Source organism: Pseudomonas sp. Fl5BN2, assembly GCF_009908205.1.
Classification (GTDB): domain Bacteria; phylum Pseudomonadota; class Gammaproteobacteria; order Pseudomonadales; family Pseudomonadaceae; genus Aquipseudomonas.
The window spans coordinates 77,877-91,986 of the sequence record NZ_JAAARL010000024.1 but is presented as its reverse complement, the minus strand read 5'-3'; the positions used below and the strand labels follow the sequence as shown (position 1 = coordinate 91,986).

14 protein-coding genes are annotated in these 14,110 nt (G+C 63.3%); 9 read left to right on the top strand and 5 right to left on the bottom strand.

Annotated elements, in window-relative coordinates; all coding sequences use genetic code 11:
* Position 1: 1 nt before the first annotated feature.
* Together GV819_RS27305 and GV819_RS27300 are read left to right on the top strand one after the other, a co-directional pair.
* Positions 2 to 709: an NUDIX hydrolase gene (locus tag GV819_RS27305; RefSeq protein WP_161759151.1), complete on the top strand. Its 708-nt coding sequence runs from the start codon at positions 2 to 4 to the stop codon at positions 707 to 709.
* Between the two features lie 8 nt (positions 710 to 717).
* Positions 718 to 1,224: an NUDIX hydrolase gene (locus GV819_RS27300; protein WP_161759150.1), complete on the top strand. Its 507-nt coding sequence runs from the start codon at positions 718 to 720 to the stop codon at positions 1,222 to 1,224.
* Here the strand turns inward: GV819_RS27300 and GV819_RS27295 are convergent.
* Complete coding sequence (locus GV819_RS27295) at positions 1,221 to 2,141, bottom strand: LysR family transcriptional regulator (RefSeq protein ID WP_161759149.1); 921 nt, start codon at positions 2,139 to 2,141, stop codon at positions 1,221 to 1,223. The two genes, GV819_RS27300 and GV819_RS27295, sit on opposite strands and share 4 nt — an antisense overlap.
* A 102-nt stretch (positions 2,142 to 2,243) precedes the next feature.
* On the opposite strand from GV819_RS27295, the gene GV819_RS27290 reads away from it, so the two are divergent.
* Positions 2,244 to 3,419, top strand: coding sequence for an aspartate aminotransferase family protein (locus GV819_RS27290; RefSeq protein ID WP_161759148.1), 1,176 nt, complete (start codon positions 2,244 to 2,246; stop codon positions 3,417 to 3,419).
* 51 nt (positions 3,420 to 3,470) lie between these two features.
* On the opposite strand, the gene GV819_RS27285 is transcribed toward GV819_RS27290, so the two are convergent.
* Positions 3,471 to 4,007, bottom strand: a complete 537-nt coding sequence (locus GV819_RS27285; protein ID WP_161759147.1) for a DUF4174 domain-containing protein — start codon at positions 4,005 to 4,007, stop codon at positions 3,471 to 3,473.
* A gap of 766 nt (positions 4,008 to 4,773) precedes the next feature.
* Between GV819_RS27285 and GV819_RS27280 the strand changes: the two genes are divergently transcribed.
* From GV819_RS27280 to GV819_RS27270, 3 genes are all read left to right on the top strand, one after another.
* The gene (locus GV819_RS27280; RefSeq protein ID WP_161759146.1) at positions 4,774 to 5,763 is read left to right on the top strand and encodes a response regulator; all 990 of its coding nucleotides are present in this window, start codon (positions 4,774 to 4,776) and stop codon (positions 5,761 to 5,763) included.
* A 3-nt stretch (positions 5,764 to 5,766) separates the two neighbouring features.
* Positions 5,767 to 6,714 (top strand): sensor domain-containing diguanylate cyclase, encoded by a 948-nt coding sequence (locus GV819_RS27275; RefSeq protein ID WP_161759145.1) that lies wholly within the window; start codon positions 5,767 to 5,769, stop codon positions 6,712 to 6,714.
* Between the two features lie 116 nt (positions 6,715 to 6,830).
* A complete protein-coding gene (locus GV819_RS27270; RefSeq protein ID WP_161759144.1) occupies positions 6,831 to 8,156 on the top strand; it encodes a YncE family protein in 1,326 nt (441 codons plus the stop codon).
* 7 nt (positions 8,157 to 8,163) lie between these two features.
* Here GV819_RS27270 and GV819_RS27265 read toward each other — a convergent pair whose 3' ends face one another.
* Entirely contained in the window at positions 8,164 to 9,291 is a 1,128-nt protein-coding gene (locus GV819_RS27265) for a saccharopine dehydrogenase family protein (RefSeq protein ID WP_161759143.1), read from the bottom strand.
* Positions 9,292 to 9,740: 449 nt separating this feature from the next.
* On the opposite strand from GV819_RS27265, the gene GV819_RS27260 reads away from it, so the two are divergent.
* Entirely contained in the window at positions 9,741 to 10,610 is an 870-nt protein-coding gene (locus GV819_RS27260) for an isocitrate lyase/PEP mutase family protein (protein WP_161759142.1), read from the top strand.
* A 33-nt stretch (positions 10,611 to 10,643) separates the two neighbouring features.
* Here the strand turns inward: GV819_RS27260 and GV819_RS27255 are convergent, their stop codons facing one another.
* Positions 10,644 to 11,048, bottom strand: a complete 405-nt coding sequence (locus tag GV819_RS27255) for a response regulator (protein ID WP_161759141.1) — start codon at positions 11,046 to 11,048, stop codon at positions 10,644 to 10,646.
* A gap of 181 nt (positions 11,049 to 11,229) precedes the next feature.
* Between GV819_RS27255 and GV819_RS27250 the strand changes: the two genes are divergently transcribed.
* Positions 11,230 to 11,979 (top strand): SIR2 family NAD-dependent protein deacylase, encoded by a 750-nt coding sequence (locus GV819_RS27250; RefSeq protein WP_161759140.1) that lies wholly within the window; start codon positions 11,230 to 11,232, stop codon positions 11,977 to 11,979.
* Positions 11,980 to 12,030: 51 nt separating this feature from the next.
* Complete coding sequence (locus tag GV819_RS27245) at positions 12,031 to 12,696, top strand: suppressor of fused domain protein (RefSeq protein WP_161759139.1); 666 nt, start codon at positions 12,031 to 12,033, stop codon at positions 12,694 to 12,696.
* A 24-nt stretch (positions 12,697 to 12,720) separates the two neighbouring features.
* On the opposite strand, the gene GV819_RS27240 is transcribed toward GV819_RS27245, so the two are convergent.
* Positions 12,721 to 14,034 carry an MFS transporter gene (locus tag GV819_RS27240; RefSeq protein WP_161759138.1) on the bottom strand — a complete coding sequence of 438 codons (1,314 nt, stop codon included), beginning with the start codon at positions 14,032 to 14,034 and terminating at the stop codon, positions 12,721 to 12,723.
* Between the last annotated feature and the right edge of the window lie 76 nt (positions 14,035 to 14,110).

Below are 14,110 nucleotides of genomic sequence, written 5' to 3'. Positions count from 1 at the left end.
TATGCACGACCGCCCCACCCTCCCCAGCGCCTACCTGCACACCATCGACCTGTGCCTGCTGCGCTATAACCGCGAACGCAGCGACCTGGAAATTCTCCTTCATCAACGTGACAGCGAACCTTTCGCCGGGCACTGGGCGTTGCCGGGCATCGTGGTCAATGGCGATGTCGAGGACCGCAGCCTGCAGGACGCGGTCGAACGACTGCGCCGCTCTGCCAAGGTCGACATGCCCGTGGCCTGGATGGAACAGGTGGGCACTGTCGGCGATGCCTTTCGCGATCCGCGCTGCTGGTCGTCCTCGACCTTCTACCTGGGCATTGTCAGCGACCCGGTGGAACCCGGCCCGCAACAGGGTTTCTTTGCCCTGGGAGAGCTCGCCAGCGGCGCTTTCAAGCTGCCATTCGACCACAACAGCCTGGTGACCCAGGTGCATGAGCGACTGTTTTCCAAATCCCTGTACAGCAGCCTGCCGCTGATGTTTCTCGGCAACGAATTCAGCGCCCCCGAGGCGGTGAGCATCTTCTCCCTGGTGCTGCAACGGCCCGTGCTCAAGACCAGCATCCGCCAGCGCCTGCTGAAGATGAGCGACGCCGGTTACCTGCAAGACACCGGGCGCAAGAAAAGCGGTGACGGCGGCCGCCCACAAGCCACGGTGGAACACCTCAAGCCGGGCGAACTGTACTTATTCGATCGTTGTTTTCTGGAGTGATACTGCCCATGAGTTCCGTCACCGACAGCCAATGCCTGCTGCAAACCCCGTACTTCAATGTGGTCCGCGAGAACGGCTATTTCATCATCAAGGAAGCCCAGGCAGTGAATGGCGTGGTTGCCGTGCCGACCCTGGCCGATGGCCGGTTGATGCTGGTCAACCTCAGGCGCCGGGCCATCGGCGGCCAGTCCATCGAGTTTCCCCGGGGCGCCATCGACGCCGGGGAAAGTGCCTGTGACGCCGCCGCCCGGGAATTGCTGGAGGAAACCGGCTGGCAGGCGTCGCAGGTCGTCGAGCTGGGCCTGCTGCACAGCAACACCTCGCTGATCGCCAGCGCGGTAGCGGTGTGCCGGGTACAGATCAGCGAGCAGCAAGCCGCCGCCACTGATGGCGAAGTGGACAACCTGCTGTGGGTCAGTCGCCAGGAGTTGCTGGCGATGATTGCCGCCGGCCAGATCACCGATGGGCACACCCTGTCAGCGGCCATGATGTTGCTGGCCAGCGAGTCGGCCTAGGCGTTGTTGAGGCCTGGCCGGCCCCACTTCTCCAGAGCGAAATCGACGAAGCTGCGCAGTTTGGGCAGGCGGTAGCGGTCCTGGGCATAGAGCAAATGCATCGAGCGCCGGGGCAGTTGGTAGTCCTGTAGCAGCGGCACCAGCCGCCCTTGCTGCAGGTCCTCTTCGACCAGGGCGTCAGGCATCATCACCACCCCCAGTCCGCCCCGTGCCGCACGATGCAGGCCAGACGAGGTATTGATCAGCAGCGAGCCAGATACGGCTATCAGCACCTCTCCGCCCGGGCCCAACAGCGGCCACTGGGTGGCGGTGGAACTCCACTCATCTCCGGCCGGGTAGGCAAACGCCAGGCAGTTGTGCTGCTGCAAATCCTCCGGCACCTGCGGCGTGCCGTAACGCTCCAGATACTCCGGCGCGGCACAAATGGTCAGGGTGTAGTCCTGCATGGGACGGGCGATCAGCGCCGTGGTGTCCAGGCTGCCCAGGCGGACGGCCACGTCGAAGGCCCCATCGATCAGGTCGAAACGCTGGTTGGCCAGGGTCAGTTCCACCTTGACCTGGGGGCAGCGGTGGCGAAACTCGCTCAGGGCCGGCGCCAGGCGCTCGGTGCCGAAGGTCAGCGGCGCGGTGATCCGCAGGGTACCGGACGGCTCGTCCTGGACCTGCTCCGCCAGGCGCTCGGAATCCGCCACCAGCCCCAGCACCGCCAGGCAGCGCTGGTAATACTCGGCGCCAAACTCAGTCAGGCGCTGGCGGCGGGTGGTGCGGTTGAGCAGGCGCAGCCCCAGGCGGTGCTCCAGGGCCTTGAGGTGAATGCCCACCATGGTGGTGGACATCCCGCATTGGCGGGCAGCAGCAGTCATGCTCCCCGCCTCCACCACCCTGACGTACACCGACATCGCCTGGAACAGATCCATTATCAACCCTGACTTGAAGATGATTAAAGAGATGGCGAGTTTATCTAGCTGTGGTGGCTAACGATACTGGCAACACACCCACCCTAGATGGAGTTACCCGCCATGACCGCCGCCTGCCTGATGAGCACCTACCAGCCTCTGTCCTTAAGCTTCTGCAAGGGCCTGGGCACCCGCCTCTGGGACCCGGCCGGCCGCGAATACCTGGACGCCATCGCCGGGGTCGCAGTGACCGGGGTCGGCCATTCCCATCCACGCTTGGTGAGCGTCATCAGTGAACAGGCCGGGCTGCTGTTGCACACCTCCAACCTGTACAGCATCGACTGGCAGCAGCAACTGGCCGCCAAGCTGACCCGGCTGGCCGGGATGGATCGTGCGTTCTTCAACAACTCCGGCGCCGAGGCCAACGAAACCGCGCTCAAGCTGGCGCGTCTGCATGGCTGGCACAAGGGCATCGAACAACCGTTGGTGGTGGTCATGGAGAACGCCTTTCACGGCCGCACCCTGGGTACTCTGTCGGCCAGCGACGGCCCCGCTGTACGCCTGGGCTACGGCCTCTTGCCGGGAGACTTTCTCAAGGTGCCCTTTGGCGATCTGGCGGCCCTGGAATCAGCCATCAGCCTGCATGGCCCGCGTATCAGTGCGCTGCTGATGGAACCGATTCAGGGCGAAAGCGGCCTCCAGTTGCCCCCGGCGGGCTACCTCAAGGCGCTGCGCGAGTTGTGCACCCGGCGCAACTGGCTGCTGATGCTCGACGAGATCCAGAGCGGCATCGGTCGCACCGGGCGCTGGTTCGCTTGCCAACACGAAGGCGTGGTGCCGGATGTCATGACCCTGGCCAAGGGCCTGGGCAATGGCATTCCCATCGGCGCCTGCCTGGCCCGGGGCAAGGCCGCCCAACTGTTCACCCCGGGCAGCCACGGCAGCACCTTTGGCGGCAACCCCCTGGCCTGCCGGGTGGCCTGCACGGTACTGGAGATCATCGAGGAGCAAGGCTTGCTGGCCAATGCCGAACGCCAGGGCGCACTGCTGTTGCAGCGGTTGCGGGAGCAATTGCAGGGGCATCGCGAAGTACTGGCGATTCGTGGCCTGGGACTGATGATCGGCATCGACCTGGCCAACCCGCCCCGGGACCTGGTGCAGATCGCCGCCCGGGATCACGGGTTGCTGATCAACGTCACTCGGGGCAAGACCATCCGCCTGCTGCCACCGCTGGTGATCGATGAGTCTGAAGTGGAGATGATCGTCCAGCGCCTGTGCCGGATCCTGCACAGCCGTTGAACGGCATCGGGGCGCGGCCAACACCCCACCCCGGCATGCGCTGCACGTGGCTCAGTCGTCCAGGTCCTTGGGCGCCGCAGCAGGTTTGGTCGCCTTGCCCGCCTTGGCATTGGTCGCTTTGCTTTGCGGCTCGGGGGCCGGTGCCGGGGCGGCGGCCTGTGCCTCTGCCGCCGGCAGTTGGTCGACCGCGGCGAAGACATCCTTGAGTTCGATGGCCCCGGAGTGCTCCAGTTTCTTCTCACCGTCCTTGCCCACCAGGATCACCTTGGTCTGCGCGCTGGCCCCCAGCTTGAGGCTGCGGATCAGGGCCATGGTGGATTGCGGATCAATATCCTTGCCATCGCGCTGGCCGATGGTGTTGATCACCGTGTACAGGACCATGTGGCGTTCGTTGAAGGCTTGCCGGGTCGCCGGCTCGTCCAGGGACTTCTTCAGGCTCACCAGGGTGGGGTCCACGGTGCTGGGGGCGATCACGACCAACGGCCGTGATTTTCCCAGGTCCTGGGTCAGTGGGCCGTCGTTGTCGGCAGCCACAGCGGTGCCAGCGACAGCGAGCAGAGTAGCGAAGGTCAATGACCGAATGAACATGCGTCTCTCCTTAGGTTTTCCACCCAGTAATGATTGCGCATTGCGGGAAAAGGTCCAGCCCGGGACGCAAAATCAAACATTTTTCTGGCCCTGAGCCCGCCTCTCACCCTGCCCTCTGCTACAGGCTGCAGGATACAAGGCATGCAGCGGTCCCACAGTGAACCGCACCAGGCTTCACAGTAAGGTTTTGTTGCATATTAAGCAGGCACTGCAGTGCGCCAGCACAACTCTCCCCCTGAACTTCCAACAGTCGTCCATTACACAAACACTCCCCCAAGTCGTTTATTCACTGCAGCGCCTGATTTGATCGCGCCATGCAAACTCCATGACCTGCACAGTACTCTTGCGGAGCAATCTAGCACCCCGCGCAACACCATTAAAAAGATCATCAGCAAACTTCAAAAGTTATTTATCACGCGTCATTTTTTGAACGCCAGAATTCAGACAGCCATCATTCGACTTCTTGAACAACCCCCTCTACTCAGTGGACCCTGGCCAGGCAGGCCAGGGTTCGACCCATCACTGCAGAGTTCCAGCATGACCCGCTGGCGCGAGCTGAAAGTTACAACTCCGGCAGCGGTTAAATCCCCATGAACAATGACCTGGAACAAATAACCTGCTTCCCCCGCTACTTGTTCTTTGATTACCGACCGAACTATAGTGCGGCGCGGCACGGACAGCCCATTGCACAATTATCAAGCGACAACTCGTCACATTCCCGAACACTATCCCGTTACGGATTTTTTCGAATGAGCGTCCGACCCCGATGATTCCCCTCCTTGTCTGCGATGACTCGAGCATGGCCAGAAAACAGGTCCTGCGGACCCTGCCCAGCGAGTGGCAGGTGTCCGTGACCCAGGCTTGCAATGGTCGGGAGGGCCTGGAAGCACTGCGTCGCGGCCTGGGCAAGGTGGCATTGCTGGACCTGACCATGCCGGTAATGGACGGCTACCAAGTCCTGAGCGCCGTGCAGGAAGAAGGCATCGACACGCAGATCATCGTCATCTCCGGCGACGTGCAGGAAGAAGCCGTGCGCCGCACCCGCGAACTGGGGGCCCGGGCCTTCCTCAAGAAGCCCTTCGACCCAGAGCAACTGCGCAACCTGCTCAACGAACTGCAATTGCTGGACAACGGCCAGGCCGCTTCCGCTGTCGAGCCGCCGCCCGCGCCGCTGGTGACCTTTCGCGATGCTTTCCGCGAAACCGTCAACGTCTCCATGGGCTATGCCGCCGCGCTGATCGCCAAGGTCCTGGATGTCTTCGTGCACCTGCCCATTCCCCACGTCAACATCCTCGAAGCCGGCGAACTGCAGATGCTCCTGGCCGATGCCCATCGTGCGCGCCAACTGACCGCCATCTGCCAGAGCTACATCGGCAGCGGCATCGCCGGCGAGGCATTGCTGATGTTCTACGACTCGGAGGTGGCCGACATCGCCCAACTGATGGAGCAAGGCACCGATCCCTACCAGGAAATGGAAGTGCTGATCGACCTGTCCAGCGTGCTGATCGGCGCCTGCCTGAGCAGCATCGCCGACCAGCTGGATGTGTTCTTCTCCGTCGGCCATCCCCAGGTGCTGGGGGAGCACACCAGCATCGACGAATTGATCGGGCTGAACCAGCAACGCTGGAAAAAGACCCAGGCGGTGGAGATCAGCTACAGCCTGGAAGAGCAGAACATCCACTTCGACCTGTTGCTGTTGTTCACCGAGGAGTCCATGACCTTGCTAGAACAGAAACTCACCTACCTGATGAGCTGAGCCATGCCCAAACGAATGGATTTCAGTGAGCTGCACTGGTTGCTGGCAGTGGTCCAGAGCATCGACGTGGGGATTGTCGTGCTCGACCTCGAGTGCCAGGTCCAGGTCTGGAACAGCTTCATGGAGAACCGCTCCGGCGTGCCCTCCAAGCAAGCCATCGACCGCTCGTTCTTCGAACTGTTCCCGGAGGTCGAACGGCCCTGGTTCAGCCGCAAGGTCGGGCGCGTGGTGGCCCTCGGTACGCCGGCCTTCACCATCTGGAAGCAACGCCCATACCTGGTGCACTTCAAGAACTACCAGCCGATCACCGGCCAGGGCGAGTTCATGTACCAGAACACCACGCTGCTGCCATTACGCTCCTCCAACAGCGAGATCCACCACGTCTGCCTGGTGATCTACGATCTCACCGATGTCGCGGTCAACAGCCTGGCGCTGCAGAAAGCCAACCAGCAGTTGCAACACCTGTCACGCACCGATCACCTGACCCAACTGTACAACCGTGGCCACTGGGAACAGCGCCTGCAGTTCGAATACAGCCGCCACGGCAACACCATCGCCTTGCTGATGCTGGACATCGACCATTTCAAGTCGATCAACGATCGCTATGGACACCAGGCCGGCGACGCGGTGATCAAACGCCTCTCGGTGCTGATCCATGAGCACGTGCGCGACAGTGACGTGGCCGGGCGCTATGGCGGCGAAGAGTTCGCCATCCTGCTGCCGCAAACCGATCTGGTCGGCGCCCGCACCCTGGCCGAACGCTTGCGTCAGTCAGTGGAGACTCAGGAGGTGACCCACAACGACCAGGCCATCGCTTTCACCATCAGCCTGGGCATCGCCTGCCTGGACCATCCATCACAGGACTATCGCTGCCTGATCGAGTGGGCGGACCAGGCGCTGTACGCCTCCAAGCATGCCGGGCGCAATCGCGTCAGCACCTATGCGCCCTGAACCGCCACGTCCGGCAGGATGAAAAAAGCCCCACGAGCAGGATAAACTGCGGGGCTTTCCGGCCCATCCGGATGGCTGATCTTTCCCGCACCGGCGCTACAAGGAGTCTTGCGCACATGTCCGAAACCCACTCGAACCGTTCCCCGCAACAGCAATGGCAACACGCCGTGATGATCTACGCCAAAGGTGTCAATCGCTACGTCGAGACCGGTACTCGCGAGGGCTGGGATGGCCTGAAAGAACCCTTCATGCCACGCACCGAACATTTGCTCGAAGCGTGGCAGGCCGCCCTGGAGCAGAGCAACCAGGAGGACCATGACCCGGCCCGCCGCGAGGCCTTTCGTCAGGCCTGGCCACCGGCGCACTTTCCCTTGTCGCCGCGCCTTGACGAGCAGGGACAAATGATTCCGGCGCTGGCGCTGCTGGACGACGGCAGCATGCTGGCGCGGATCGGCGCGCCTTACCAGGCCGGTTCGGTGGTGCATATCACCGACGGGCGAGTCGAGACCCTGGAACAGCTGGAGTTCTTCGGGGTGTGCCCGCAGCGGCGTTACTTCGCCTGGGCCTGGGCCGACGGGATCCAGGTCACTGATGGCTGGAACGGCCCGCAGGTGAGCCGCCTGGACTGGCCGAATCCCCTCGCCGGCCTGCCCGCAGGCCTGGACCTGGAACCCCGCGAACGCCCCGCCCCCACTGCCCTGATCCCTTTCCCCGACGGTCGCCGGGTATTGCTGGTGAGCGCCGACGGCATCTTCGTGCTGCAGGCCGAAGGTGCCACCCGACTGCTGCGGCGCCTGGAAGATATCCAGCAGGACTTGAAGGAAGGCGTGCTTGCCGACGACCTGAACCTCAGCCTGTGCATGGAGCATGGTGCCATCTCTGCGGACGGCCAGTGGATTGCCGTCGGCGAGCAATGCGGGTCACACCTGGTGTTCGATGCCAGCCTGCGGCTGGTGGCGCAGATCGGCCCCGCCGGCGAGTACCCGCATTTCGCCTGCTTCAACCAGCGCGGCGACCGCCTGCTGCTCAACGCCTGCCACTTCTATCACGGCGCCAGCCTGGGGGTGGCGGTGGCCGACCTGCCGGGGCTGTCCACCGACTTCTACAGCGATGACCCGCGCACCCCGGTGCTGCAGGATGGCGCCCGGGTGTATGCCGCAGCGTCCCGTGGCGACGAGTTCATCATCGGTGATGCCCACGGCTACCTGCGGGCCTTCAGCGAAACCGGCGAAGAGCGCTGGCAGCACTATGTCGGTTCCAGCTTCAGCGCCATGGACATCAGCCCCGACGGCAAGACTCTGGTGGCCGCGACCTATGCCGGGATCATCGTCAAGATCGCCCTGGACACGAAGCGCCCGGACTGGCAGATCGGCACCGGCGAACATCATGAAACTCAGCGCTGGCTGTTCTGGAAGGACTTCGCCAAACCGCTGCAGTGGTAAGGGCGCGTTACCCCTGTGCCGCAGAGAAGCTCACCTGAATCTGCAGATGCTGCGGATCGTCAATCGCCCGCAGGTACTCATCCAGGCTGACTTCACCGGCACTGGCCCGGGCTCCCGGGGCCGGCACATAACCGTCGAGCACCTTGCGCACCACGGCCACCGCCGCGCAGCTGGGGATCTCCGGGCCGTGGTCGTGGGTCGCGGTGAGTTGCGCAGTCATCGACAGCGGCTGTCCATCCAGGCCCTGGCCATGCACGTCGATGTACAAGGCGCTGAGGCCGTCACCGAGCCACTCGAACCAGGTGCCACAACGATGCAGGCGCGCGGCCCAGGGCAGCGGATCGCGGATCAAACCGAGCTTCACCGCCTGGGCCAGCAGGGCATTGGCCAGCCCGGCGACCTTCAACCCGGCACCCGCCTTGAAGCTCAAGGTATGGGCGCCATAACGCTCGGCGAACAGGTCCAGGTCTGGCACATCGACATTGGCCACCAGGCGCGTGCCCAACCTCGGCATTTTGCGCAGGGTCAGGCCTTGCCAGCCGATTACCGAGTGGGGCTGGCCGTCCTTGAGTTGCAGGATCGGCCGACCGGCATAGGCCAGTACGCCCTGGATGGTGGACAGGCCGGGCATTTTCGCCGAAGAGGAAATGCCGTGCTCGATACGCTCGATCCGGGCAAAGCGCCCGCGATGTTCATCGATGATTGCCGCCGACAGGGTCGGCACCGAGCTGCAGCCACTGAGGATCGTCACTCCGGCCGCCCGGGCCTCGGCATCGAGAGCACCGATACCACCGACGAACTGGCGACAGTCCGCCAGGTCGCAGTAGTTCACCCCAGCCTCGATGCAGCCCCGGGCCACCGCATAGGATTGCCCCTGGAACGGCCCACCGGTGTGAATCACCCAGTCAATGCCCAAGGCCTTGAGTGCCGGCGCCCATTGCGCGCCCATGGCATCACCGCACCAGCCTTCACAGGACGACGCACCCGCGGCCTGCAAGGCCGCGACCTTGGCCGCCAGCTTGTGCGGATCGCGCCCCGAGATCACCAGTTGCAACCCGGGCATAGGGATCAGATACCGGCAGATGATGCTGCCGAAATTGCCATAACCACCGACCACCAAGACCCTGAGTGTCATTACCTGCATCCCTGAACAAAGCCGTTGCGCAGCTGAAAAGCCGCCATTCGAGGCGCGGCAGCTTCCTTGATTTACCCGGGCCCGACAAGTGCCCGAGCACTGGCCCAACGCGCACCGAGAAGCGCGCATGCGCATTCACGCGGCAGCGGTAATCTCCAGTCATAAAAAAAATGCCAATGCCGGTCCGGCATAATGCTATGCAAATTCCTCATCATCTACGGCCTTGGAGCGTGATAGCCTCGTTCTGCTATGTCGGCCTCGCATAACAAACCTGCCGGTTCGCGCAACCGAGCGGGATAAAGACGCCCTGCTACCACCCTGTGCTTCACCTTCATCTGCCCAATTAACGTTTCGCTGTGAGCCTTTCATTCATCGGCTCGCCAAGGGAACTGATTGCAAAATTTGACTCGACCTCAAGGTCGATCTTTCGATCCTATCTCGGAGCTGTTATGTCCAGGCTTTCCCATCAAGATTTGCGCCGCGGTTTCCGTGAACTGATCGCTTCCCCGTCCTGTTTTCACACCGCTTCAGTGTTTGACCCGATGTCCGCCCGGATTGCCGCCGACCTGGGTTTTGAGGTGGGCATCCTTGGCGGCTCCGTGGCCTCGCTGCAGGTCCTGGCGGCCCCCGACTTCGCCTTGATCACCCTCAGTGAGTTCGCCGAACAGGCCACCCGCATCGGCCGCGTGGCCCAACTGCCAGTGATCGCCGACGCCGACCACGGCTACGGCAACGCCCTCAACGTGATGCGCACTGTGGTCGAACTGGAGCGAGCCGGGATTGCCGCGCTGACCATCGAAGACACCCTGCTGCCGGCCCAGTTCGGCCGTAAATCCACCGACCTGATTTCGGTTGCCGAAGGCGTCGGCAAGATCCGCGCCGCCCTCGAAGCCCGGGTTGATCCGGAACTGGCGATCATCGCCCGGACCAACGCCGGCATCCTCCCGGTGCAGGAAATCATCAGCCGCACCCAGCAATACGAGCGCGCCGGCGCCGACGCCATCTGCATGGTGGGCATCCGTGATTTCGAACAGCTGGAGCAGATCTCCGAGCACCTGAGCGTGCCGCTGATGCTGGTGACCTACGGCAACCCGGCGCTACGGGATGATGCGCGCCTGGCGGAACTGGGGGTGAAAATCGCCGTGGACGGCCACGCCGCCTACTTCGCCGCGATCAAGGCTACTTACGACTGCCTGCGCGAACAGCGGCAAATCTTCACCCAGGCCTCTGACCTGAGCGCCACTGAACTGGCCCACACCTACACCCAGCCCGAGGAGTACATCGTCTGGGCCAAGGAGTTCATGAGCGTCAAGGAGTAACACCGGCGATTGGCCGGGGTGAGGCGCAACGCCTCAACCCTGGACCGGTTGCAGCGCGCCTTCCACGCCGTCGAGGATCTGCCCGATGGTCCAGGGCTTGCGGATGAAGGACACCGGATAGCGCACCCCGGAACTCTCGGGGGTCTCGAAACCCGACATGATCACGATGGGCAACGCCGGCCAACGCTCGCCGCACAGGTTGCTCAGGCTGGCGCCATTGAGGATGCCGGGCATGCTGATATCGGTCAGCAGCAACGCCACGTCCGCAGCCCGTTCCTGCAAGAACGCCCAGGCCTGGTCGGCACTCCCATAGGCTTCGGTGACAAACCCCTCGTCCTGCAGGATCTCGCACAGGAACGCCAACACCGCCGGTTCATCCTCCACCACCAAAAGCAAACGAGAACTGGCGCAGGGGTTCACGGACGACACTGGGTTCATGGGGATGACACTCCCTGAGGGGTTGAAGTTTCTACGAACAGGACCACTGACAAGAGTTATGAGCAACGACGGGAAGATAAATTCACTCGCCGTGCCCCCAGGCCATTTTTTTAATACTTGTCCGATCAGCCGCGAGATAATCCTGGCACGATATCAACCCGACAATGGAGACCGGTCATTCATGCAGTTCGATCCCCAACGCCTGGCCCAAGCCCGGCATGTGGTGGTGTTCAGCGGCGCCGGAGTCTCGGCGCAGAGCGGCATCCCAACCTTTCGCGACGCACTGACCGGGCTCTGGGAAAACTTCGACCCGGCGCGGCTGGCCACGCCACAAGCCTTTCGCGAGGACCCGGCGCTGGTCTGGGGCTGGTATGAATGGCGACGCATGAAAGTGCTCCAGGCCCAACCCAATCCGGCCCACCTGGCGATCGCCGAACTGGCCCGACGCGTGCCGCGCCTGACCCTGATCACCCAGAACGTCGATGACCTGCACGAACGCGCGGGCAGCCCCTCGGTGCTGCACCTGCATGGCAGCCTGCACAGCCCCAAGTGCTTTGCCTGCAACCGTGCGTTCCGCGGCGAGCTGCCCGAGCCGCCAACCGCGGAACAGGGCTACCGCATCGAGCCACCGCGCTGCACCGGCTGTAACGGCAAGATCCGTCCCGGGGTGGTGTGGTTCGGTGAAGCGCTGCCGCAGCAAGCGCTCAAGGATGCGTTCAAGGCCGCCGGTGAATGTGACCTGCTGCTGTCGGTGGGCACCTCGGGGCTGGTGCAACCGGCGGCGCAGATTCCCCAGCTGGCCCTGCAACAGGGTGCCGCGGTGGTGCATATCAATCCGCAAGCCCAGGCGTGCGCCCACCCTGAGGAATACCACCTGAAAGGCAAGGCCGGACAACTGCTGCCGGAACTGCTGCAGCGGGCCTTTGCCTGAATCCAGAGTGGCTCACGCCGAGCCGCCCACCTCTCTCAAGGAAGTCTTCAGATGTCAGACACTCCAGCTCCTTCATGGCTCGAAGCCGCTTGGGCACAGCGTGAAGACCAAGTCTACGCAGCGCTGTTCGGCAACCTCGGCCCCGGCATCTACCCACTGAACATGGCGCTGTTCGAGCACACCTTCGGCCAGACCGAAATCGATCCGCGCTGGCTGACGCACGGGGTCTTCGAGTCGCCACCCAACACCACGCGGGACAGCTGGCTGTACGTCACCTCGGGCCTGTCCAATGCCTGGGAGGATGACCAGCCCGAGCCTGATGGCTGGTCCGGGCTGGGCCAGGAGTTGCTGCTGGAAACCCGCGAGCAATCGCCCTGGGCGCTGCGCCTGCTGCGCAACTTCTGCGCCTACCAACTGCTCCTGGCCGCCGGCCGCTTCGGCGAGCAGGCGCCGCTGGGACATTGGGACCGCATGCGCACCCAACAACCCATCGACGGTGCCGACAGCCAGTTGCAGGCGCTGTTGTTCATTCCCGCGCCGGGTTTTGCCGGGGCACAGCAACTGCTGTCCGGGCGCTTCGAGTTTGTCCAACTGCTGGGCCTGACCCTGGCCGAACATGCCTGGGGCCAGGCCGCCGGCTACGAGGCCTTGCAGGAGCGCCTGGCCCAGGCCGCGGCCTCGCCGGTAATCGACCCGGGGCGAGCCAGCGTGCTCTAGGCGTTCCCTGGACGTTCCACGGATTCAGGCACGGGCCCGTCGCGACTGCCGGAGCACCAGCAAGGCGACACAGACAAAGGAGGTCAAGGCCAGCAGCGAGTAGAACACCGCCAACGGCCACCACTGGCCACCAAACCGTCCTGCGATCAGGGTGCCAAGCATTGGCGTGGTGCCCCCGATCAGCGCGCCACAGCCCTGGTAGGCCAGGGAGATGCCGGAGTAACGCTGGTGCAGCGGGAAGATGTTCACGATGTAGCCGGCAATCACCGCATAGAACGCCGAAGAGAAAATCTTCGTCAGCGAGATCCCGAGGATGATCATCAGGCTGCTGCCGGTGCCCACCAGGTTGAACATCAGGTAGGGCACGAGAATGCTGATCCCCGACGTCAGCAGCAGGAAGCGCCCCGCTCCGACCTTATCGGCGAGCCAAGCGGCAATCGGCTGGTTGATCAATTGCACGATGGCCACCACCGACAGGCATTCAAGAATTACCTGGCTGTTGATTCCCATGAACTGGGTGGCATAGGCAATCATGAAGGTGTTGGTGAAATACGCCGAGGAGATGCCGATGGTGCAGGCCCCCATCACCAGCAGGATCAACGGCCAGGAGTCACGCAGGACGACCTTCACCGGCGACTGCTGTTCGCTACGCTCGGCAATTTTCGCCCGCTGGGCTTCGAATTCCGGCGACTCGTTGACCCCGCGACGAATGACGAACGCCAGCAGCAACAGCAGCACGCTGCCCACGAACGGCAAGCGCCAGCCCCAGGACAGCATGTCGGCCTCGGGCAGCGAGCTGATGTAGCGAAACACCAGCAGCGACAGGATCAACCCGGCCGGGCTGCCCAGTTGGGCGAACGAGGCATAGAAGCTCTTGCGCCGCTCGGGCGCATGCTCGCTGGCGAGCAACACCGCACCGCCCCACTCCCCGCCCACGGCGATGCCCTGCAGCACCCGCAACAATACCAACAGCACCGGGGCCATGACCCCGACCTGCGCGTAGGACGGCAGCAAGCCGATGCCGACCGTGGACGCCCCCATCAGGAACAGGGTGAGGATCAACGAATACTTGCGCCCGAAGCGGTCTCCCAGGTGGCCGAAGATAATGCCGCCCAATGGCCTGGCGAGAAAACCCACCGCCAGGGTGGCAAAGGACGACAGGGTGCCCACCAGCTGGCTGCTGCCGGGGAAGAACACATGGCTGAAGATCAACGCCGAGGCCGTGGCGTAGATGTAGAAATCAAACCACTCGATCAACGTGCCGAGGAATGACCCCAGGGCGGCACGGATCGGTTGCGCTTGCGCCTGGCGGGGCGTGGTACTGAGACTGCTGGACATAGGACTTCCCGATAATTGGCATTGTTATATAGGGTTGAAGCCTTGGGGCGTGCGTCTTGCTGCGCACCCGCCCCAT

Bases quoted from the DNA above. Each gene is read 5' to 3' on its own strand.
- GV819_RS27305 (WP_161759151.1), top strand. From the start codon at position 2: ATGCACGACCGCCCCACCCTCCCCAGCGCCTACCTGCACACCATCGAC.
- GV819_RS27300 (WP_161759150.1), top strand. From the start codon at position 718: ATGAGTTCCGTCACCGACAGCCAATGCCTGCTGCAAACCCCGTACTTC.
- GV819_RS27295 (WP_161759149.1), bottom strand. From the start codon at position 2,141: ATGGATCTGTTCCAGGCGATGTCGGTGTACGTCAGGGTGGTGGAGGCG.
- GV819_RS27290 (WP_161759148.1), top strand. From the start codon at position 2,244: ATGACCGCCGCCTGCCTGATGAGCACCTACCAGCCTCTGTCCTTAAGC.
- GV819_RS27285 (WP_161759147.1), bottom strand. From the start codon at position 4,007: ATGTTCATTCGGTCATTGACCTTCGCTACTCTGCTCGCTGTCGCTGGC.
- GV819_RS27280 (WP_161759146.1), top strand. From the start codon at position 4,774: ATGATTCCCCTCCTTGTCTGCGATGACTCGAGCATGGCCAGAAAACAG.
- GV819_RS27275 (WP_161759145.1), top strand. From the start codon at position 5,767: ATGCCCAAACGAATGGATTTCAGTGAGCTGCACTGGTTGCTGGCAGTG.
- GV819_RS27270 (WP_161759144.1), top strand. From the start codon at position 6,831: ATGTCCGAAACCCACTCGAACCGTTCCCCGCAACAGCAATGGCAACAC.
- GV819_RS27265 (WP_161759143.1), bottom strand. From the start codon at position 9,291: ATGACACTCAGGGTCTTGGTGGTCGGTGGTTATGGCAATTTCGGCAGC.
- GV819_RS27260 (WP_161759142.1), top strand. From the start codon at position 9,741: ATGTCCAGGCTTTCCCATCAAGATTTGCGCCGCGGTTTCCGTGAACTG.
- GV819_RS27255 (WP_161759141.1), bottom strand. From the start codon at position 11,048: ATGAACCCAGTGTCGTCCGTGAACCCCTGCGCCAGTTCTCGTTTGCTT.
- GV819_RS27250 (WP_161759140.1), top strand. From the start codon at position 11,230: ATGCAGTTCGATCCCCAACGCCTGGCCCAAGCCCGGCATGTGGTGGTG.
- GV819_RS27245 (WP_161759139.1), top strand. From the start codon at position 12,031: ATGTCAGACACTCCAGCTCCTTCATGGCTCGAAGCCGCTTGGGCACAG.
- GV819_RS27240 (WP_161759138.1), bottom strand. From the start codon at position 14,034: ATGTCCAGCAGTCTCAGTACCACGCCCCGCCAGGCGCAAGCGCAACCG.